At 68.9% G+C, this 19,428-nt stretch carries 11 protein-coding genes and 1 pseudogene; 6 read left to right on the forward strand and 6 right to left on the reverse strand.

Features of this window, described 5'->3' with window-relative positions:
• The first annotated feature begins 62 nt into the window (after positions 1–62).
• On the forward strand, positions 63–758 hold the full coding sequence (locus tag J7E87_RS23470) for a CPBP family intramembrane glutamic endopeptidase (RefSeq protein WP_215096615.1): 696 nt from the start codon (positions 63–65) through the stop codon (positions 756–758).
• Positions 759–1,083: 325 nt separating this feature from the next.
• Here the strand turns inward: J7E87_RS23470 and J7E87_RS23475 are convergent, their stop codons facing one another.
• The 3 genes from J7E87_RS23475 to J7E87_RS23485 all read right to left on the reverse strand — a co-directional run bounded on the left by J7E87_RS23475 (position 1,084) and on the right by J7E87_RS23485 (position 5,001).
• On the reverse strand, positions 1,084–1,863 hold the full coding sequence (locus J7E87_RS23475) for a hypothetical protein (RefSeq protein ID WP_215096469.1): 780 nt from the start codon (positions 1,861–1,863) through the stop codon (positions 1,084–1,086).
• Entirely contained in the window at positions 1,863–3,146 is a 1,284-nt protein-coding gene (locus J7E87_RS23480) for a VWA domain-containing protein (RefSeq protein ID WP_215096470.1), read from the reverse strand. Before J7E87_RS23480 ends, J7E87_RS23475 begins: the two co-directional genes overlap by 1 nt.
• Positions 3,147–3,360: 214 nt before the next feature.
• Positions 3,361–5,001, reverse strand: a complete 1,641-nt coding sequence (locus J7E87_RS23485) for an FAD-binding oxidoreductase (protein ID WP_215096471.1) — start codon at positions 4,999–5,001, stop codon at positions 3,361–3,363.
• 59 nt (positions 5,002–5,060) lie between these two features.
• Here J7E87_RS23485 and J7E87_RS23490 point away from each other — a divergent pair, with 59 nt between their 5' ends.
• Positions 5,061–5,750: a TetR/AcrR family transcriptional regulator gene (locus J7E87_RS23490; RefSeq protein WP_215096472.1), complete on the forward strand. Its 690-nt coding sequence runs from the start codon at positions 5,061–5,063 to the stop codon at positions 5,748–5,750.
• Positions 5,751–5,823: 73 nt separating this feature from the next.
• Complete coding sequence (locus J7E87_RS23495; RefSeq protein ID WP_215096473.1) at positions 5,824–7,686, forward strand: cellulase family glycosylhydrolase; 1,863 nt, start codon at positions 5,824–5,826, stop codon at positions 7,684–7,686.
• A 95-nt stretch (positions 7,687–7,781) separates the two neighbouring features.
• Here the strand turns inward: J7E87_RS23495 and J7E87_RS23500 are convergent, their stop codons facing one another.
• The 3 genes from J7E87_RS23500 to J7E87_RS23510 are packed head-to-tail and all read right to left on the reverse strand — an operon-like array spanning position 7,782 to position 10,062.
• Positions 7,782–8,582 carry an N-formylglutamate amidohydrolase gene (locus tag J7E87_RS23500; protein ID WP_215096474.1) on the reverse strand — a complete coding sequence of 267 codons (801 nt, stop codon included), beginning with the start codon at positions 8,580–8,582 and terminating at the stop codon, positions 7,782–7,784.
• Between the two features lie 34 nt (positions 8,583–8,616).
• The gene (locus tag J7E87_RS23505) at positions 8,617–9,510 is read right to left on the reverse strand and encodes an IS982 family transposase (RefSeq protein WP_215096475.1); all 894 of its coding nucleotides are present in this window, start codon (positions 9,508–9,510) and stop codon (positions 8,617–8,619) included.
• A gap of 45 nt (positions 9,511–9,555) precedes the next feature.
• A complete protein-coding gene (locus J7E87_RS23510) occupies positions 9,556–10,062 on the reverse strand; it encodes a DUF3995 domain-containing protein (RefSeq protein ID WP_215096476.1) in 507 nt (168 codons plus the stop codon).
• Positions 10,063–10,163: 101 nt separating this feature from the next.
• On the opposite strand from J7E87_RS23510, the pseudogene J7E87_RS23515 reads away from it, so the two are divergent.
• The 3 genes and pseudogenes from J7E87_RS23515 (at position 10,164) to J7E87_RS23525 (ending at position 19,420) form a co-directional block, all read left to right on the forward strand.
• A pseudogene (locus J7E87_RS23515) lies at positions 10,164–11,101 on the forward strand (IS5 family transposase).
• Positions 11,102–11,183: 82 nt separating this feature from the next.
• Positions 11,184–12,212, forward strand: a complete 1,029-nt coding sequence (locus tag J7E87_RS23520; protein WP_215096616.1) for a S66 peptidase family protein — start codon at positions 11,184–11,186, stop codon at positions 12,210–12,212.
• A 950-nt stretch (positions 12,213–13,162) separates the two neighbouring features.
• On the forward strand, positions 13,163–19,420 hold the full coding sequence (locus J7E87_RS23525; protein WP_374195220.1) for a protein kinase: 6,258 nt from the start codon (positions 13,163–13,165) through the stop codon (positions 19,418–19,420).
• Positions 19,421–19,428 lie beyond the last annotated feature (8 nt).

Genomic DNA, 19,428 nt, shown 5'->3' on the forward strand with positions numbered 1-19,428 from the left:
TGGTCTGCTGAGCGGCGCGTTGCGCGGAGACCCTCTGGAGGATCGGGCATTCTGGCGTGACCATGCGGATGCTCATTCTGGCCGTTGTGGTGCTCGCGGCCGCGAATACGCTCGTCAACCGGCTCGGGCCCGACCTGTACGTCCCTGTGTGCGTGACCACGGCCGGCGCGCTCGTGCTGATCGCCCGGCGGACCGGGATCACATGGGACGAGCTGGGGCTCGGCCGTTCGTCGGCGCGGAAAGGCATGCGCTGGGGACTTGTCCTGACCGGAGCCGTCGTTCTGGTCTATCTGGTGGCGCTTGCCCTGCCGTTCACCCGTGAGGCATTCCAGGACGAGCGCGTCGCGGAACTCTCGGGCGGACAGCTGGTGTACCGCGTGCTGGTGCGGGTGCCGTTCGGGACCGTGCTGCTGGAGGAGGTCGCGTTCCGGGGAGTGCTGTGGGCCATGATGCAAAGACGGTGGGGCCCCGCCTGGGCCACCGCCGTTTCCTCGGCGCTCTTCGGGCTGTGGCATATTCAGCCGTCCCGCGGACTCACCCACTCGAACGCGGCAGCGGAAGCGGTCTTCGGTACGGGTGGGACCGGGGTCGCGCTGTCGGTGGCCGCGGCGGTCGCCGGCACTGCCCTCGCGGGTGTGGTGTTCTGCGAGCTGCGTCGCCGGTCGGGGAGCCTCATCCCGCCAGTGGCGCTGCACTGCGCCCTCAACAGCGCCGGCTATGCCCTGGCATGGGCGGTCGGTCGCTGGTGGGGCGAGTGACTCAAGCGGGCGGCGGAAGGCAGGAGCCCCACCGCGCCGCGGTGTCGGCGGCCGACCGGCGGGCCGGGTTCCGTGCCGTTCGGATCCGGCTGCCTGAGGCCGTGTCGCTCGACAGGTGCTGGGCGACGTAGATCGGATCACCGACAGCAGCACGAGCCTGTTGGGTAATCGGCCCGGCCGGAGCGCCGGCGCGGCTGCCGTACTCGCTGGGCGAGGACGGAGGGTCACGGACCACGCGGTGAACGCTGCCCGCCACTGTTCGGGCAATTGACGCACCGCCCACCCCGGGGAGGAATCCTCCCGCCCGGGGCGAGCGGCGCCGGCGTCAGACTCCCGGCGGCACCTGCGCCGGGCGGCCGTTGCCGCGGCTGAGGCGGTAGCCCCAGATGCCGGCCAGGGCGGCGAGTACCGCACCGCCCACCGTCCACAGCACACGGGACGACCACCAGCCGGACGACCAGCCGCCGTCCGGCTCGACCTTCGGGCCGGACGCGGGCACGAGCGGTGCGGCGAGCGCGCCGTCCACGGCGGCGGCGCCTCCGGAGTCGGCCGCCGTGACCTCCAACGCGGCGTCGACGGGCTCACCGAGGTCCTCGGCGGGCGCGTCGACGACGGTCAGGCGCACGAAGTACGCGCCGGGCAGCGGGTCGTTCGCCGCCGGCTCGGACCAGGCCCGGACCGTACGCAGCGCGCAGGACAGCTCGACGGACGCGGCCCCGACCGGGGCCGCCTTGGCGTCGCTGCCGTAGCGGCAGGCCTGGCGGCGCCGCAGCCCGTCGTACACATCGAGCTTCCAGGTGTGGGCGCCGTGCCGGGCGTTGGACTCGGGCAGCTTCACCGTGGCCCGCACGGTGGCCTGTTGCCCGGCGTCGGCGGGGAACTGCCAGTAGAGATAGTCACCGGTCGACGCCTGGGCGGTGGCCCGCTGTCCGGGGCGTACCACGGTGGCGGTACGGAAGGACGATCCGGCCTCGGTCGGCGCGGCGGTCTCCTCGGACGCCTCGGACGCGGTGGGTGAGGGGGTGTCCGCGGCGGCGGTCCCGGGAAGTGCGAAGAGCGCGGCGGCGGCGAGCAGGGCGCCCGCGAAGGTGCGCACGGTACGCATCAGTTGGTCCTCCAGACGGCGATGCGCAAGCGCGTGATCCAGCCCCACAGCAGACCGGCCGCAAAGCCCGCGAGCGTCAGCAGGCCGAGCAGCCACCAGCCTCGGCCGAGGCCGAAGAAGGCGACGTCGGCGGCATTGTCGGGGCCGTCCACCACATCGAGGGTCAGCTCGACGGGCAGACCGGGAGAGGTCTTGACCGAGGCGGGGGCGGAGAAGGAGTTGCTCACCCGCAGACAGACCGTCTCGGCGGCGGGCTTGTCGGAGTCCGCGTCCTCGATCTCGGGTTTCGGATAGCGCAGCCCCGTCGAGATGACGTCGGTGCGTCCGTCCCCGGCGGCCTCGCCGCGTACCATCTCCCGGCCGTGGACGGTCGACGCGCGCAGCAGTACACCGTAGTCGCGGTTGACGGCGCGGTCGGCGGCGACGCTCACCGAGGCGCGCAGCTCCTGTCCGGGCAGCAGGTCCACCCGGTACCAGCGGTGCTGGCCGAAGGTCTCACGGTCGGTGTAGAGACCGGCCTTGAGCTGCGGGGCGTCGTCGCACCGGTCGGCGCCCTTCGTGGCGACCGGCGTGACGACCGGTTCGGCCGCGCGTTCGACCAATTGGCTGACGCGGTCGGACAGTTCCTCCTTGTGCTCGACGGAGGAGTACGTGCCGCCGGTGGCCTCGGCGATACACATCAGCTGCGCACGCATCTTGGCGTTAGGGACCAGGCCGAGCGTGTCGATGGTGATGTTGATGCCCTTGGCCGCGATCTCGCGCGCCACCTCGCACGGATCGAGCGGTGCGCAGGTGTCCTCGCCGTCCGTGATGAGCACGATCCGGCGAGTGGTGTTGCCGCCCTCCAGGTCGTCGGCCGCGCCCAGCAGCGCGGGCCCGATGGGCGTCCAGCCGGTGGGAGCGAGGGTCGCCACCGCCGTTTTCGCCTCGGCCCGGTCGAGTTCGCCGACGGGGTAGAGCTGGCGGGTGTCCTTGCAGCCCCTCTTCTGGTCCTTGCCGGGGTAGTCGGCGCCGAGCGTGCGTATGCCGAGCCGGACCTCTTCCGGCACCGCGTCCAGCACCTCGTTGAAGGCCTGCTTGGCCGCGGACATGCGGGACTGGCCGTCGATGTCGCGTGCGCGCATGGAACCGCTGACGTCGAGGACGAGTTCGACCTTGGGTGGTTCCTTGGCGGCGGGCTCGTCGCCCGAGTCTGCGAGGGCGGCGGCCGGGAGGAGGCCACCGGTCAACGTGACCAGCAGCGCGCCGCACACCGCGGCTGCCAGTCGCTTTCTTGTGATCATCGGCGGATCATAGTGAGCCTGGGTGAGCGCTGCCCAATTGGCCGCGGAGTTCCGGGGCTTCAGGAGACCGGCGAGAGTTGCTGGTTGGCACCGTCGGCGCGGCTTCGGGGCTGGGTCGGCGTGCCGTCGGCCGGGTCCTCGCCGCTGGGACGTAGCCACGCCCCGGTCGCCGCCGCGGCGACCGCCCCGCGCCGAACTCCCGCGAGCGGCCCCGTCAGCCGGCGGCAGCCGGATCGAAAAGCACACCCGGGTTGAGGATTCCGGCGGGGTCGAGCGCCTGTTTTACGGCCCGCAGGGCGTGGGCGAACGGTTCCGGGCGCTGGCGGTAGTACCCCGGCCGGTGGTCGCGGCCGACCGCGTGATGGTGCGTGACGGTCGCGCCGTGGTCGGTGAGGATCTGCATCGCCGCGGTCTTGATCTCGTCCCACATCGCGACTTCCTCGCCGTGCCGCCCCGGCGCGATGACGGTGAAGTACGGCGCGGGCCCGTCCGGATAGACGTGGGTGAAGCGGCAGTTGATGGTGCCCACGGTGCCCGTCACCTCCCGTACGACGTCCCCCAGGTCCCTGCGCACCGACTCGTACAGTCCCGGAGCACGGTCCCAGGTGCAGGCGGTCTCGAACGTCTCGGTGATCACGCTCATCCGGGCGAGCGCGTCACGAAGGTACGGCATCCGCAGGAATGCCGAGCGCCAGGTGCCGGCGGCGTCCTCGGCCGCGTCCTGCGCATCGGGGGCAGACGGAGCGGGTGAGCCGCCGTGGTCGCGGGCCAGGGTGACGAGTTGGGCGAGGCGCTCGCCGACGGGGGAGTGGGCCGACTCCACACCGAGGACGAGCACGCTCTCGCCGTCCCGCGCGACACCTGCCAGAGCGGCTTCCCCGGGGTCCAGCAGCCGGCAGTTGGCCGGGTGCAGGCCCGACTGCGCGATGGCGCGCAGGGCGTTCATCGCGGCGTGGACGTCGCTGAACAGCACCGTGGCCGACGCCTTGTGACGCGGGCGGTCCTGGAGTCGCATCCAAGCTTCGGTGATCACGCCGAGCGTGCCCTCGGATCCCAGGAACATCCGGTCGGGGGAGGGGCCCGCTCCCGAACCGGGAAGCCGCAGCGACTGGTTGACCCCGACGGGCGTCACCACGCGCAACGACTCCACCAGGTCGTCGATGTGGGTGTACAGCGTGGCGTAGTGCCCGCCGGCTCGGGTGGCCAGCCAGCCCCCCAGGGTGGAGAACTCGAAGCTCTGCGGGAAGTGGCGCAGGGTGAGTCCGTGCGGCCGCAGTTGCGCCTCGAGGTCGGGGCCCAGGGCGCCGGCCTGGATCCGGGCGGCCCGGCTGACAGGGTCGATCTCCAGTACGCGGTCCAGGGACGAGAGATCCAGCGACACCACACCGCGGTGCCGGTCCGCGCGGTACTCGACCCCGCCGACGACCGAACTGCCCGCTCCGTACGGCACGACGGCGACGTCCGCGTCCGCCGCCCAGTCGAGGACATCGATCACATCCTGCTCGGTGCGTGGGTGGGCGACCTGGTCGGGTGCCGCCGAGAGGTCTCCGTTCAGGGCCCGGACCACATCGCGGTACGCCTTGCCGTAGGTGTGCGATGCCCGGTCCCGTGGAGCGGCCGACATCAGGGGGGCGAGCGCGGAGGGCGGCTCGACGCGCACCTTGGGCAGTTCGAGGGCGGAGATGTCGGGCACCGGCAGCGGGGTGGCCGCCGAGCCCGGGACCAGCCCGCCGAGTGCGGTGCATTCGGCGTCGGGCAGTGCCTTGTCCGCGGTACCCCAGCCCCACCAGGAGCGGTTCCGGGAGGAGTTGGAGCGGGACACGGGCGGAGTCACGGGCGAAGTGCTGTCGGCCACGCGTTTGACCTCTCGGTAATTTACTACTTGGTAAGTTACCGCAACGTATAGTCTCCGCCATGACCACTGCAAGAGCCTCGGCCGCACCTGATCCGGCAGACCCCGCCGCGTCCGCCGGTGGCGGTGCGCAAGGAACCCAGGGCCGCAGCCGCGGCGCCGGGACCAAGGGCGTCCCGCGCGCCCGCCGCGAGGAACAGATCGTGGCCGCGGCCCTGGAGGAGTTCGGCAGGCACGGCCACGCCGCGGCGTCGATGGCCGCGATCGCCCGGCGCGTCGGCGTCACCAAGCCGATGCTGTACACGTACTTCGGCTCCAAGGACGGCCTCTACGCCGCCTGTCTCGAACACATCGGCCACCGCCTCCTCGCGGCGATCAACGCGGCCATGGCGTCGAGCCCGTCGGAGGACCGGCTGCCCCACGCTGTCCTCACCGCGGTCTTCGAAACGCTGGAGGAACAGCGGCACGCCTGGTTCGTGCTGTACGACCGGACCCTGCCACCCGGCTCCGAACCATGGCGCACCGCGCACCGCCACCGCGAGGCCATCGACGACCTGGCGGCCTCCGGCACCGCCGCGCTGCTGAGCGACCGGGGCAATGACGACGCCCTCGACGCGGACGCCCTCAAGCATGTGTGGACGGGCACGGTCAGCGCCCTCGTCGGCTGGTGGGTCTCCCACCCCGACCTGTCCGCGCACGACATGAGCGCACGGTGTGCCCGTCTGCTCTCCGCCGTCCGCGACGGAGCCTGAGACCGCAGGCAGGCGGTCGCCGCAAACGGGCCGACTGTTGACAAACTGATGGATCGTCAGGAATGTGGAGCGCATGCCGACGATGCGCAGGCGTCTCATGGGTGTCCTGTTCCTCATCACCGCGTCCCTGATCGGTTCGAGCATGCCGTCCGCCGCCGCTCCCATGCCCCTATCCCACTGGTTCGACGAGCAGGCCGCCGCCTCCTTCACGGTCGAGGACGGCCGCTTCGTCGACGGACTCGGCCGCGAAGTCGTCCTGCGCGGATACAACGTCTCCGGCGAGACCAAGCTGGAGGAGAACGGCGGACTCCCCTTCGCCTCCGTCGCCGACGCCGAGAAGTCCGCGGCAGCGCTGCGCGCGCTCGGCGGCGGCAACTCCGTGCGCTTCCTGCTGTCGTGGGCTCACGCCGAACCCGAACGCGGCCAGATCGACCACACCTATCTCGCCGCCGCCACCGCGCAGATGCGGGCCTTCCTCAGGGTCGGTATCCGCGTCTATCCGGACTTTCACCAGGACCTCTTCTCCCGGCATCTGTTCCACAAAGGCAGCTGGTACACCGGTGACGGAGCCCCCAAGTGGGTGGTCGACGCCGGTGGTTACCCACGTGAATCGTGCGGGATCTGCCTCTTCTGGGGACAGAACATCACCCAGAACCAGGCCGTGACGAAGGCGACGTACGACTTCTGGCACAACACGGGCGGCATCCAGGACGCATTCCTCGCGACGGCGCAGACCACCATGGCGTACGTCGCCGAGCACCTCACCGCCGCCGAGTTCGCGGGCGTCGTCGGCTTCGACCCGTACAACGAGCCGCACGCGGGCACATACGACTCCGGCCAGTCCAGCCGGGCCTGGGAGCGCGAGCTGCTCTGGCCCTTCTACGAGAAGTTCCGCGCCCGCATGGACGCGGCGGGGTGGCGTGACAAGCCCGCGTTCGTCGAGCCGAACCTTTTCTGGAACGCCAACCTGGACTTCCAGAAGCAGGAGGGCGGTCTCCTTGACGCCGGACGGCTCGGCCCGCGCTTCGTCTTCAACACCCACTTCTACGACCAGAAGGCAATCTCCGGCGTCTTCATGTGGGGCAAGGCGAAGGACGGCCAGTACGCAGGCAACTTCGGCGCCGTCCGCGATCGCGCCGCCGGCGCGGAAACGGCCGCCATCGTCAGCGAGTTCGGACACCCACTCAGCGGCACGGTCTCCGACAAGGCCCCGACCGTGGACAAGGCGATGTACCAGGCCCTCGACTCCCGGCTCCCCGGCTCCACTTGGTGGTCGCACCCCGAGGACTCAGGCCCTGCCCTGTCCGGCTCACAATGGCAGTGGGACATCTACAACGGCCGCCACCACGAGCTCATGAACGGCAACCCCGACAAAGTCCGCACGGAGGGCGACGCCTGGAACGACGAAGACCTGTCGGCGGTCCGCCTCGACGACTCGGGCACGGCGGTCCTGCGGCAGGACGCGAGGCTCCTCGACCGCCTCTACCCGAGCGCCACCGCGGGCCGCGTACTCGCCTTCACCTACGAGGACCGCTCCCGCGACGGCTCCACCACACTCACCTGGAACCCGGTCCCGGGGTCGCTGCCGCGGGTCCGCGAGTTGGTGGGAACGGGTCAGTACGGCGTCCTGCTGTGGCGCTCGGACGGCTCGGCGGCCCCGACGGAACTGCACCTGCCGGCCTCCTTCGAGACGTCGCGAACGACGGTCGTCTCCGACCTCGGCACGGTGCACGCACCTCCGCCGTACGACAGCACCACCCCCATCGCCGTGGCTCCAGAGCCGGGCGGAACGGGCAGCCGCCGCCTCCTGCTCACCGCGCAGAACGCGGGCGGCGTGCACTACGCACTGGTGACGAACGGCGCGACGGCGCCCTCGGCGGCCTTACTGAAGGGCGCGCAGAACGAACTGGCGGCGTGGGCGAAAGGTCGCGACTGAGGCCCCCCGCTTCGGATACCAGCCGCCCCGAAGCGGGCTCATTCGGCTCAGAACAAAGGCACTTCCAAGGCAGCGTCGTCATTCGTCAGATCGTCCTACGGTCCGGACACAGCGTTGAGCAGCTGCGCCAGGTCGGCGGCAAGGGTTGCGAGGCCATGACCCGCAGGGCCTCCCGGCTCCTCCATGTAGACGTCCCGCCGGATCTCGATCATCAGGGCGCTGACGCGCGGGTCCTTGGCGTAGTACTTCAGCGGCACATACGTCCCGGCGAAGGGGCTATCGACCCCCGTACCGCCGAAGTCGGCGAACGATTTCTCCGCGTGGGCGAGCAGCTCCGCGGGGGTGTGGAAGTCGTCCGTACCCAGGCAGATCGGCGGCCGCGGACCATCGCCGTGAAGCTCGTACGGCAGGCGCTCGGTCGGATACGAGTGGACGTCGATGATGACGGCACGGCCGACAGCCTCCAGCCGATCCGCCACGGCCGCTGTCATAGCCTCCGAGTACGGGTGGAAATAGCGGTCGATCAGCGGCTGCGGGTCGACATCCGTCGGGCGCAGAGGCTCGCGGTGCGTGGTCTGCGTGTAGACCGCGCCCATGCCGACGGCCAGCATCTCCTCGCGCTCGTCGGGAAACCGCTCAGGGTCGATCACCAGGCGCGAAAGCCCGTTGACGAACCGCCAGGGCGCGATCGGGGCGGCCTCCGCGGCGGCGGCGGCGATCTCCGCAGTGTGTGAGTCGGTGATGTGGTCGAGCTCCAACTCGAGCGCGCGGTCGTCCAGCTCGATGCCGTCGCGCACCCACTCGGGTATGACCCTCGAGCTGTGCGGGACATGAAGGATCACCGGCGAGTCGGCGGCGCCGGGAAGGAGCTGGAAGGACTGGGGTGCGTGGTTCATATCTCTCTGCCCTCGACGAATGAGTCCGATGTGTTCAGTGGTCGAATGCGACCAGTGACCGCGTGATCGGGGCACCGGTCTTGTGGTTGCGCCAGATCGCGGCGGCCAAGGCGAGGATGCGCTGGGCGACCCGGACAGCGACGCCCTCGAAGGTCCGCCCGCCGTGCTGTTCCAGGTCCAACTGGACCCTGAGTGTGTCGTTCACGGACTCGATCAGTTGCCGCAGCGACTTGAGGAGGGACTCTCCCTTGCGCTTCTTCTCCCGCTTGAAGGAAGGCCGCAGCAGGTCGATCCCTCGCATCGCGAGGTCCGCCTCGAACTCCTTGGATGCGAAGCCCTTGTCCGCGATGAGTAGCAGTCCGGGCCGGTCGGCCACCAGGTCTTCCTCGACGTCGAGCATGGCCTGGAGCACCTCGCGTTCATCGAGTTTCGGGTTCGCGAGCGCCCACAAGATCGGCATCCCGGTCGGGGTGCAGACCAGATACAGGCGCAGGCCCCAGAAGAACCTCGAATGGCTGGCGCAGTACCCGTATTCGGCCCAGCCGGCCATCCCCGACCGCTTCCCCGTCGGCCGCGAACGCCCGCACTCCACAGGTGTCGAGTCCGCGATCCAGTGGTTGTCGAACCAGAAGTCCGTGTCCACCGCGAGGGTCCGTATCGCCTTCTTGACCAGTGGCAGTGCGGCCTTGAGACGTTTGTTGTACCCGAACTGCTGCGGCAGGTACGGGAACATCGTGGCGAGGTTCTTGCGCGCGTACCGCAGCCACCTGGCTTCGGAGCGGAAGCCGAGCAGTGCCTGGGCCACGGCGAGCGTGACCAGCTCCGGATCGCTCAACTGCGGCGGGCAGCCCATCCATCGCTCCACCTCCAGCTCGTCATCGACCTTCACGTACAGTGCCGTCAGCAGGGTGTCCAGTTCATTCGTCACAGAACGATCTTGGGCACCCTCTTCTTCGCATTCCCCGACGCACTGTCAGGCGGCGCCGCTACTTGCGCCCTTCGCTCTTCCGGCCCCCCGTGCGGCCAAACCGAAGACGAGACCACCGACCAGGAACCAGGGATTCCACAGCAGCAGCGTCCACAGCCGCTGTTCCGGGCTTACGTCTATCTCCTGGCCCGCAGTGTCGGTCAGCAGCAGCACCTCGACGGCGATGCCGCGCACCAGCAGCACAGCGCAGGCCCCCCACCCCAGGGCCTTGACCACCCGTCCTGCCAGGCCACGAGGCTGCGGCCTGGCGAGAAGCCATCCCAGCACACCGCCGGCAAGGCATAGCAATCCCACGCCCCACAAGCCCACCGCCACGAACCACCCAGGGCGTTCCTCGGCCAGGGGCCCCGCCGAGACACTGAGGCCCCAGTCGCCGCCCAGCGCCCAGTAAAAATGAAGCACGGCGAAAGCAATCGCCCAGGCACACGCGATGCGCCCCCACAACCCCGGCGTTGTCTTGTCCTGCGGATCTTCATGCATGGCGAGGAGCATGCCACTGCCGTGGCACGCCGCCGCCAGCACCGCTGAGTAACCAGCACACCCACCATCCAGTTAGGTGGTGTCTCTCCGATCAGTGACTCGTTGTTCTGGTCTTGCTCAGCAGGGGGGATCTCACCGATGACGAGTGGGCGGCGCTGGAGCCGCTGTTGCCGACAAGCAACAACCGGTGTGGTCGGTGGCGTGATCACCGGCAGGTGATCAACGGGATCATTCACCGGCTCAGCACCGGGTGTCAGTGGCGCAAGCTGCCTGAACGCTTCGGCCCGTGGCAGACCGTCCACAATCGGCACATGCTGTGGTCGGCCGACGGCACCTGGGAGAGATTGCTGCAGCGTGTCCAGGCCATCGCCGACGCCGCGGGCGAAGTCGACTGGAACGTCAACATCGACTCCACCTCGATCCGCGCCCACCAGCATGCCGCAGGGGCTCCAAAGAACCCTCCGCCCCGACCGCCCAGTGCCTCAAAAGGGGCCACACAAAGATCACTTCACTTGCACGCGCATGTGCGCCTACTCCTGTTCCTGGTGGAGGCGGCGCGGCAGGCGAAGCCCTCGGCCGTTCCCGTGGCGGGCTGACCACCAAGGTCCACCTGAGTGCGGACGGCAGGTGCCGCCCACTCTCCCTGGTGGTCACCCCAGGGCAGCGGGCGGACTGCACCCAGTTCGAGTTGGTCATGGACAAGATTCGTGTCCCTCGGCTCGGTCCGGGCAGACCACGACCTCTGCCGGACAGTGTTGGAGCCGATAACGCGTAGAGCAACAGTGTGATCCGCGCCTATCTGCGCCGTCGCGGGATCCGGCACGTGATCCCGGAGAAGAGCGGACGCAAGGCCGCCCGCCAGCAGCGTGGTTCACGCGGCGGCCGGCCGGCGGGCTTCGACAAGGCCCGATACCGGGCCAGGAACTCGGTGGAACGAGCGATCAACAAGCTGAAGCAGTTCAGGGCTGTAGCCACCCGATATGACAAGCGCGGCTACGTTTACCTGGGCACTGTCACGGCCGCCGCACTTCTCATCTGGCTCCGGACGTGACCGACAGGCCACCCACGGCGGTGCAGGGCATGCGCTGAAACTCGCTGCCCGGCCGACACGGTGCCGTGCCAGAATCCAGCGCATGCCAGTTCGATACCCGCGCCCCTTGCGCCCCGGTGACCGCGTCGGAATCACCTCTCCATCCAGCGGAGTCAACGAGAAGCTCCGCGAGCGCCTCCACGTGGCCATCCGTGACGTGGAGGCACGCGGATTCGAGGTGGTCCTCGGAAAATGCATGGACGGCTCGGGACATGTCAGTGCTCCCGCCGCCGCGCGCGCAGACGAACTGACGTCGCTGCTGACCGATCCCGAAATCAGTGCTGTGGTGCCGCCCTGGGGCGGGGAGCTGGCGATTGACCTCTTGCCGCTGCTCGACTGGGACCAACTGCGCGTCGCTGAACCGACCTGGCTCGTGGGGTTCTCCGACCTGTCGACCATCATCACCCCGCTGACCCTCCTCACCGGGACCGCGACCATTCACGGCAACAACCTCATGGACACTCCTTACCGGACCCCTGACGGGCTGGTCTCCTGGCTCGACATCGTCAGCGCACCACGGGGACACCAGTTCACACAGATCCCGCCTGGCCACCACAGATCCACTGGCTGGGACGACTACGCCGCCCAGCCCGAGGTACGGGAGTACACGCTCGACGCCCCTGGCACATGGACGCGGCTGGACGGAAGCGGAGATCTTGAAGTCGAGGGCCGCCTGATCGGGGGCTGCATCGAGACACTGTGCAACCTCACCGGGACCGCCTTTCTCAACGTGTCCGACTTCGCACGGACTGAGGCTGCGGACGGGCTGCTGGTGTATGTGGAGGCCGCAGGCGACGATGCCTTCACCATCTGCCGGAACCTGCACGGTATGCGGCTGGCCGGCTTCTTCGACGCGGCGAACGCGGTGCTCGTCGGACGGACCTCGGCACCAGGCGCCCCTTCATTGTCCCAACACCAGGCCGTGCTGGACGCGCTTGGTCCATTGAATGTGCCGATCATTGCCGACGTGGAATGCGGCCACGTCCCGCCATACATGCCGATCGTCAATGGGGCGCACGGCCGCCTGGTCCACACATCAACACGGAGCGAACTCACCCAGACCTTGGTCTGACACGCCAATTTCCCCCTCCACTGCCCATGAAACGGCGGTAGAAGATGCACTTGGCACCTGCTACCGCCGTCCGCAACCGATTGCCCGACGACAGGGCTGAAGAGTCCAGGACGGGCAGTTAGCGTGATCGACGAGTCAGGCCCTAGCCACCACATGCGACCGAACACATCGGACTCCTTCGTGTAGTTGCGAAGACACCTGAGCGGCGCACAGTGCACCGTCCTGTTCATGCGCGTTGTTCATGAGCGTCGGCTACCCGCGCGCAGCAGCACTTGTCGGGAGACCTGAGCGATCGCCGGGGGCACGGTCTCTCCCTCGTATCCCAAGGGCACTTCACATCGGGCGCTTGCTCGGTTGACGATGACGATGCCGGGACGGTCGAGATCCAAGGTCCCTTTGTGAGCAGTCGAACTGATCTCGGGTGCAGGGCCGTCCACACGGATGAGTAGACCTCTCCGTTTGTGTGGTTTCTGTGCGTGGCCGTACAACCTTCTTCAGTTCTCGCGTGTCGGTAGTGGTTGAGAACTGAACAATTGGGCTCATCCGGCTCGAGGCTCGCCGTCTCCGCTTCCAAGGTTGGGGGTGGTGCGACACCGTGGTCGCCGCTCGCTGGAGGTTGCGACGCGGGCGGCGAGTGAGGCCTTGAGGTTCAATGCCACCCGACTTTCACGCGACGACCGTGTTCCGAATGTGAAGTGGGAGACCCCGCTCCGCAACGGTAGGTTACGCTTGGTCTGTTGACGATGTAAACGCTTAACTGTCCTAATTCTGGGGCCAGTTCTCGTGTACGCTCTGCGAGTCGGGTTGCCTCTGCTGTGATTACGGCAAAGGCGGCCGTCGAGGTGAGTCCTGATCAGGACCGTGCGGGGAGTGCGCAGGAGGGAATGCCAGTGGATCTCGAAACGGTCGCAGGGAGGTTCCGGCTTCGGGGGCCGATCGACTCCGGAAACATGGGGGAGATCCACCGGGCCGAGGATCTACAGGCGCCTGAGAGAACGGCCGACCGCCTGGTCGCCGTCAAGTTGATCCTGCGTCACCGGTCCGGCGCCATCGTGGACACCCGGGCCGATGCGAAGGCCGTGGAGCGGTTCGCCCGCGAGGTGCGGATCATGCGCCGCCTCCAGCACGCGAACCTCACCCGCATCGTCGACGGCGGCGTGGACACCGCCCAGAACGGCCTGCCCTACCTGGCCATGGAGCTCCTCGACGGTGACACCCTCGGCGAACTCGTCGACGAGGAGCGGCAGCTGCCCCTGTCCTGGGCCGCGGCTATCGGAGCCCAGATCGCAGACGGCCTCTCCCATGCCCACATCGCGGGCGTCATCCACCGCGACCTCAAGCCCCGCAACGTCATGCTCACCCGCGGTGGCGTCGTGAAGGTCCTCGACTTCGGTATGGGCCGGATAGCCGACGACCCGGACGAGGCCCGGCTGACCAGCACCGGCGTTGCTGTCGGCACAGCCCGCTATATGGCTCCCGAGCAGTTCAAGGCCGGGCTCGTCACGCAGGCCGCCGATCTCTACGCGCTCGGCTGCGTGCTGTACGAGATGCTGACCGGCGTGCCGCCCTTTGTCGGTGACGGAGCGTACGAACTCGGCGAAAAGCACGTCCACGACGCCCCTACCCCCGTCCGCCTGATCCGTCAGGAGATACCGCAGGAGCTTGCCCGGCTCGTCGACCGGCTGCTGGCCAAGGACCCCGCGGACCGCCCGGCCGACGCCGTAACCGTCCGCGACGCGCTGCTGCCGCTCGCCGAGCTCGACGGCGAGGCGTCGGAACTCCCAACGTGGGCCGCCCTCAATCCCGTACGGGGCCTCAGGAACCTCCGGGCAGAAGGGCCGATCGCCTCCGCGGTCGTCGAACCCGCACAGTCCGCCGAAACCTCCGGCTCGCGCCGCGCTGCCGTCCCCGGCATGGACGTCTTCAAGGTCCACCACACCCTTATCAAGGACTACCGCTCTTTCACCAAGGGCGGCACCGTCATCCGTGACGAGCTGATCAGGGCGTTCGTCGAGAAGGACCTGAACAACAAGTCCCAGTGGCCCGACCCCTGGTTGTCGCTCAACCCCTTCTTCGCGGGTGGCGGCACCGTCTTCGAACTGGCTGGCCAGAAGGTCCTGCACGACGAGTGCGCCAAGATCTTCCAGGCGAAGAAGACCGAAGGCGGCACCGTCTGCGACGGCCGCCCGCTCACCCTGCACCAGCATCAGCGCGAAGCCGTCGACGCTGCCAAGTCCGGAGCTTCGTACGTGCTGACGACCGGCACCGGATCCGGCAAGTCGCTCGCCTACATGGTCCCGATCGTCGACAAGGTGCTCAAAGAGCGCGACGAGGAGAGCCCGAAGGCCGAGAAGCGTGTGCGGGCGATCATCGTCTACCCGATGAACGCCCTGGCCAACAGCCAGCTCAAGGAGCTGGAGAAGTATCTGCGCGACGGATACGGCGAGGGCCGCGAGCCCGTCACCTTCGCCCGCTACACCGGCCAGGAGGACGACGCGCGCCGCAAGGAGATCCGCGACAACCCGCCGGACATCCTGCTCACCAACTACGTGATGCTCGAACTGATGCTGACGCGCCCCGCGGACCGCGCCAGCCTCATCAAGATGGCCCGGGGCCTCGAGTTCCTCGTCTTCGACGAGCTCCACACCTACCGCGGCCGCCAGGGCGCCGATGTCGCCCTGCTCATCCGCCGCGTCCGTGAAGCCTGCCAGGCACAGGATCTGCAGTGCATTGGCACTTCGGCGACCATGTCCACCGAAGGCACTCCGGACGACCAGAAGAAAGTCGTGGCGGAGGTCGCCACGACTCTCTTCGGTACACGGGTCCGTCCCGAACACGTCATAGGCGAGACCCTGGTCCGCGCCACCGACCCGGCGCCCGACACGGTCGCTGCCGAGCGCCTCACGGCCGCTGCCGCCCCGCGCGCGTACGCCGACCTTGTCCGCGACCCGCTGGCCCGCTGGATCGAGACCCGCTTCGGCCTCGCCACCGACGAGGCGACCGGCCGTCTGATCCGTCAACAGCCCGCGAAGATCGAGATCGCGGCGAAGGAGCTCGCCGACCAGTCCGGCGTCGACGAGGAAGGCTGCATCGCGGCGATCCGGGCCACCCTGGAGGCCGGCTCGCAGGCTCGCCACCCGGTCACCGAACGCCCCCTGTTCGCATTCCGCCTCCATCAGTTCCTCTCCAAGGGCGACACCGTCTACGTCACCCTCGAGGACAAGAGTTCCCGTCATCTCACCCGCGCCTACCAGCTGGAACAGCCCGGCAGCAGCGGCAAGTTGTTGATGCCGCTCGCCTTCTGCCGCGAGTGCGGGCAGGAGTACGTGACGGTCTGGCGTGACGAGAAGAACGGAGAGGTGCGGTACGAGGCGCGCCGCGACACCATCGCGACCGGTGGCCGCCAGGGCGACGGATACCTCTACATCGACCACGACCGCCCGTGGCCGCTCAATCCTCAGTACGCCGTCGACGACCGCCGGCTGCCCGAGTCGTGGCTGGAGCTGGACGACAAGGGCCAGGAAGTCGTCAAGAAGGCCTACCGCGACCGTGTGCCGCGAGCTGTCACCGTCGACCCGCTCGGTTACGAGGGGCGCGGCGAGCTGCAGGCGGCGTTCATCCCCTCGCCCTTCCTGTTCTGCCTGCACTGCGGCGTCGCCTACGAGCAGACCCGCGGCAAGGACTTCGCCAAGCTGGCCACGCTCGACCAGGAAGGCCGCTCCTCGGCGACCTCCCTGATCTCCGCCTCCGTCGTCCGCTCCCTGAAGTCCGTTCCCGAGGATGCCCTCGACAAGGAGGCACGCAAGCTCCTCACGTTCGTCGACAACCGCCAGGACGCCTCCCTCCAGGCAGGTCACTTCAACGACTTCGTCCAGATCACCCAGCTCCGCGGCGCCCTGTACCGGGCAGCCCTGGACGCCGGCGAGGACGGCCTGCACCACGAGGAGCTTGCCTCTTCCGTCGCGAACGCGATTGCACTCGACCCGGTCGACTACACGGGCGAGAGCGACCTGCCGCCCGCGCTCGCCCGCAACGCCGCACGGACCCTGCGCGACGTGATGGCCTTCCGGCTCTACCTGGACCTGGAGCGCGGCTGGCGCATCACCATGCCCAACCTGGAGCAGACCGGGCTCTTGGAGATCGACTACGAGGACCTGGCCTGGGTCGCCGACACGCAGGACCGCTGGGCTGGTACCCACCAGGCGCTGCGGGAGGCCGACCCCGCCCTGCGCGCCGAGGTGATGAAGGCGCTGCTCAACGAGATGCGACGCGGCCTCGCCATCGACGTCTCCTACTTCCGCGACGACTTCGACTCGCTCCAGCGGGCGAGCGAGGAGCGCCTCATCGACCCATGGGTTCTCTCCGCCTCGGACAAGCCCAAGGCCGGCACCGCCTACCCCCACCCGTCCCGACCCGGCATGGACCGGACGAGCCTGTTCCTCTCCGCCCGAGGCAAGTTCGGCAAGTACCTGAAGCGCACGGACAATGCGTTCAAGGATCTCGACAACGAAGACCTCCAGCTGGTCATCGAGGAACTGCTGAAGGTCTTGACCAAGGCCGGCCTGGTGAAGGAGGTCTCCGAGGCCCCACAGCGCGCCGGCCGCTTCCGCAGGCCGGCCGGCCCCCCCGCCATCGGGTACCGGGTTGCCGCCCAGTCCCTCATCTGGCGTGCGGGCAAGGGCGAGACGGGCGCGCACGACCCGCTGACCCGTACGTACCAGAGCGGCGACGGGCCACGCGTCAACAGCTTCTTCCGCGAGCTGTACAAGGACGCGGCGGGCGAGCTGGCCGGCCTGTTCGCCCGCGAACACACCGCTCAGGTGTCCCCGCAGGAGCGCGAGCAGCGTGAAGAGGCCTTCCGTAAGGCTGAGTTGAAGCTGCTGTACTGCTCCCCGACGATGGAGCTGGGCGTCGACATCTCCTCCCTCAACGCGGTGATGATGCGCAACGTCCCGCCCACGCCCGCCAACTACGCCCAGCGCAGCGGCCGGGCGGGCCGTAGCGGCCAGCCCGCTCTCGTCACCACGTACTGCGCGACGGGCAACAGCCACGACCAGTACTACTTCCGCCGCTCCGAGCGCATGGTCGCGGGCGCCGTCGCCCCGCCGCGCCTGGACCTCGCCAACGAGGACCTGGTCCTCTCCCACCTCCAGGGCATCTGGATCGCGGAGGCCGGACTCAAGCTGGGCCGCGCCGTCCCGGAGGTTCTCGATGTCTCGTACCCGGAGACCGGCGACCGGCCCAGGCCCGAGCTGAAGCTGCTGCCGGACATCCACGCCGCGTCGCTCGATTCCGACGCGCAGCGGCGCACCGTCGACGCCTCTCTGCGCGTGCTCGCGCCGCTGTTCCCGCTGTTCGCGGAGACCACCTGGTGGTACGACGACTGGATCCAGGACCGGGTCCGGACCGTGCCGACTCGGTTCGACGACGCCTTCGACCGCTGGCGCGACCTGTTCAAGGCCGCGCTCGACGACCAGTACATCCAGAACAAGCGCCGCCTCGACTACAGCCTGACCGAGGGCGACCGCATCCGCGCCAACGCGCGCCGCCGTGAGGCCGAGACCCAACTGAACCTGCTGATGAACGAGAGCGCCGACAGCAAGTCCGTGCTCTCCGACTTCAACCCCTACCGCTATCTCGCCTCCGAGGGCTTCCTGCCCGGGTACTCGTTCCCGCGCCTCCCCCTGGCCGCATACATTCCGACGGTCGGCCGGCGCCGCGGCGACGGCGACTACCTTCAGCGCCCCCGCTTCCTCGCCATCCGCGAGTTCGGTCCCGCCGCGCTGATCTACCACGAGGGCGCCCGCTACCAGGTGACCCGAATCCAGCTCCCGCCGGACGCCTCCGGCGACCTCGCCACGACGGAGTCCCGCCGCTGCTCCCACTGTGGGTACCACCACGACCCGAAGGAGCGCGCCGACCGCTGCGAGATGTGCTCCGAGCCGTTGGGTTCGGCGACGTACGGCCTCTTCCACCTGCACACCGTGTACACGACCCGCCGTGAGCGCATCTCCTCCGACGAGGAGGAGCGCCGCCGCGCCGGCTTCCGGCTGGAGACGTCGTACCGCTTCCAGGACCACGGTGCCCGCAAGGGCCGCCAGGACGCGAAGGTGTCCGACGCGTCCGGAGAGCAGATCGCGGAGGTGGCGTACGGCGACTCGGCGACCGTCCGTATCACCAACACCGGGCGTGTGCGGGCCAAGAAGGACGAACCGGCCGGCTACTGGCTCGACCTCGCCGACGGCCGCTGGATGAACGACCGCGACGCCGCCGAGGCGTCCGGCGACTCCAGCGAGATGCCGGTCATCGACGCCGACGGCAACGAGCGCCGCCGCAAGAAGCGCGTCATCCCGTTCGTCGAGGACCGCCGCAACATCCTCGTCGTCACGCTCGACGAGCCGTTGCCCGAGCCGATCGCGCTCTCGCTGATGTACGCAATGGAGCGGGGTATCGAGGCCGCCTTCGAGCTGGAGGACTCCGAGCTCAGCAGCGAACTCCTTCCGCCGGACGACGGCCCGCGCAACCGCATCCTGTTCACCGAGGCCGCGGAGGGTGGTGCGGGTGTGCTCCGCCGCCTGCAGTCGGAGAAGGACGCGCTCGCGAAGGCGGCAATCAAGGCGCTCGAGATCTGCCACTTCGACGCCGACGGCAACGATCTGGGCGGCCCGCACCCCGACCGGCCGTGCGCGCTGGGCTGCTACGAGTGCCTGCTGACGTACGGCAACCAGCTCAACCACGCCTCCATCAACCGCCACACCGTGCGCGCGCTACTGCTGCGCATCGCCTCGGCGACTGCGAAGCGGGACAAGCGTGGGGAGTCGCGGACGGAGCAGTTCAAGCGGCTGCTGAACCAGGCTCCCGACACACCGACCGCCGGCGAAACCGCAGTGGAGGCCGTGGTCGGGGAGGCGGTCGCCCAGGACAACCTCCTGAACTGGCTCAAGGTGAAGGGCCTGCGCCTGCCCGACGACGGCGAGACGCTGATCACCGAGGCGAACGCCCAGGCCGACTACGTCTACCGGCTGCCCAATGTCAACCTCGCCGTCTTCGTCGACCTTCCCGGCACCGAGACGACGGCCCTGCGCGACGAGGACGCCGAGGAGCGGCTGCTCGACGCCCGCTGGGACTTCATCCGATTCCCGCACGACGCCGACTGGGAAACCATCGCCGCCGAGCACCCCCGGTACTTCGGCTCCGTCGCCAACTGACGTCTGAC

Source organism: Streptomyces sp. ISL-1, assembly GCF_018614585.1.
GTDB classification, from domain to species: domain Bacteria; phylum Actinomycetota; class Actinomycetes; order Streptomycetales; family Streptomycetaceae; genus Streptomyces; species Streptomyces maoxianensis.

What these genes read in the sequence shown, in the direction of transcription:
- J7E87_RS23510 (WP_215096476.1), bottom strand. Translation starts at nt 10,062, where the DNA reads ATGCTCCTCGCCATGCATGAAGATCCGCAGGACAAGACAACGCCGGGG.
- J7E87_RS23525 (WP_374195220.1), top strand. Translation starts at nt 13,163, where the DNA reads ATGGGGGAGATCCACCGGGCCGAGGATCTACAGGCGCCTGAGAGAACG.
- J7E87_RS23490 (WP_215096472.1), top strand. Translation starts at nt 5,061, where the DNA reads ATGACCACTGCAAGAGCCTCGGCCGCACCTGATCCGGCAGACCCCGCC.
- J7E87_RS23470 (WP_215096615.1), top strand. Translation starts at nt 63, where the DNA reads ATGCGGATGCTCATTCTGGCCGTTGTGGTGCTCGCGGCCGCGAATACG.
- J7E87_RS23520 (WP_215096616.1), top strand. Translation starts at nt 11,184, where the DNA reads ATGCCAGTTCGATACCCGCGCCCCTTGCGCCCCGGTGACCGCGTCGGA.
- J7E87_RS23475 (WP_215096469.1), bottom strand. Translation starts at nt 1,863, where the DNA reads ATGCGTACCGTGCGCACCTTCGCGGGCGCCCTGCTCGCCGCCGCCGCG.
- J7E87_RS23500 (WP_215096474.1), bottom strand. Translation starts at nt 8,582, where the DNA reads ATGAACCACGCACCCCAGTCCTTCCAGCTCCTTCCCGGCGCCGCCGAC.
- J7E87_RS23480 (WP_215096470.1), bottom strand. Translation starts at nt 3,146, where the DNA reads ATGATCACAAGAAAGCGACTGGCAGCCGCGGTGTGCGGCGCGCTGCTG.
- J7E87_RS23495 (WP_215096473.1), top strand. Translation starts at nt 5,824, where the DNA reads ATGCCGACGATGCGCAGGCGTCTCATGGGTGTCCTGTTCCTCATCACC.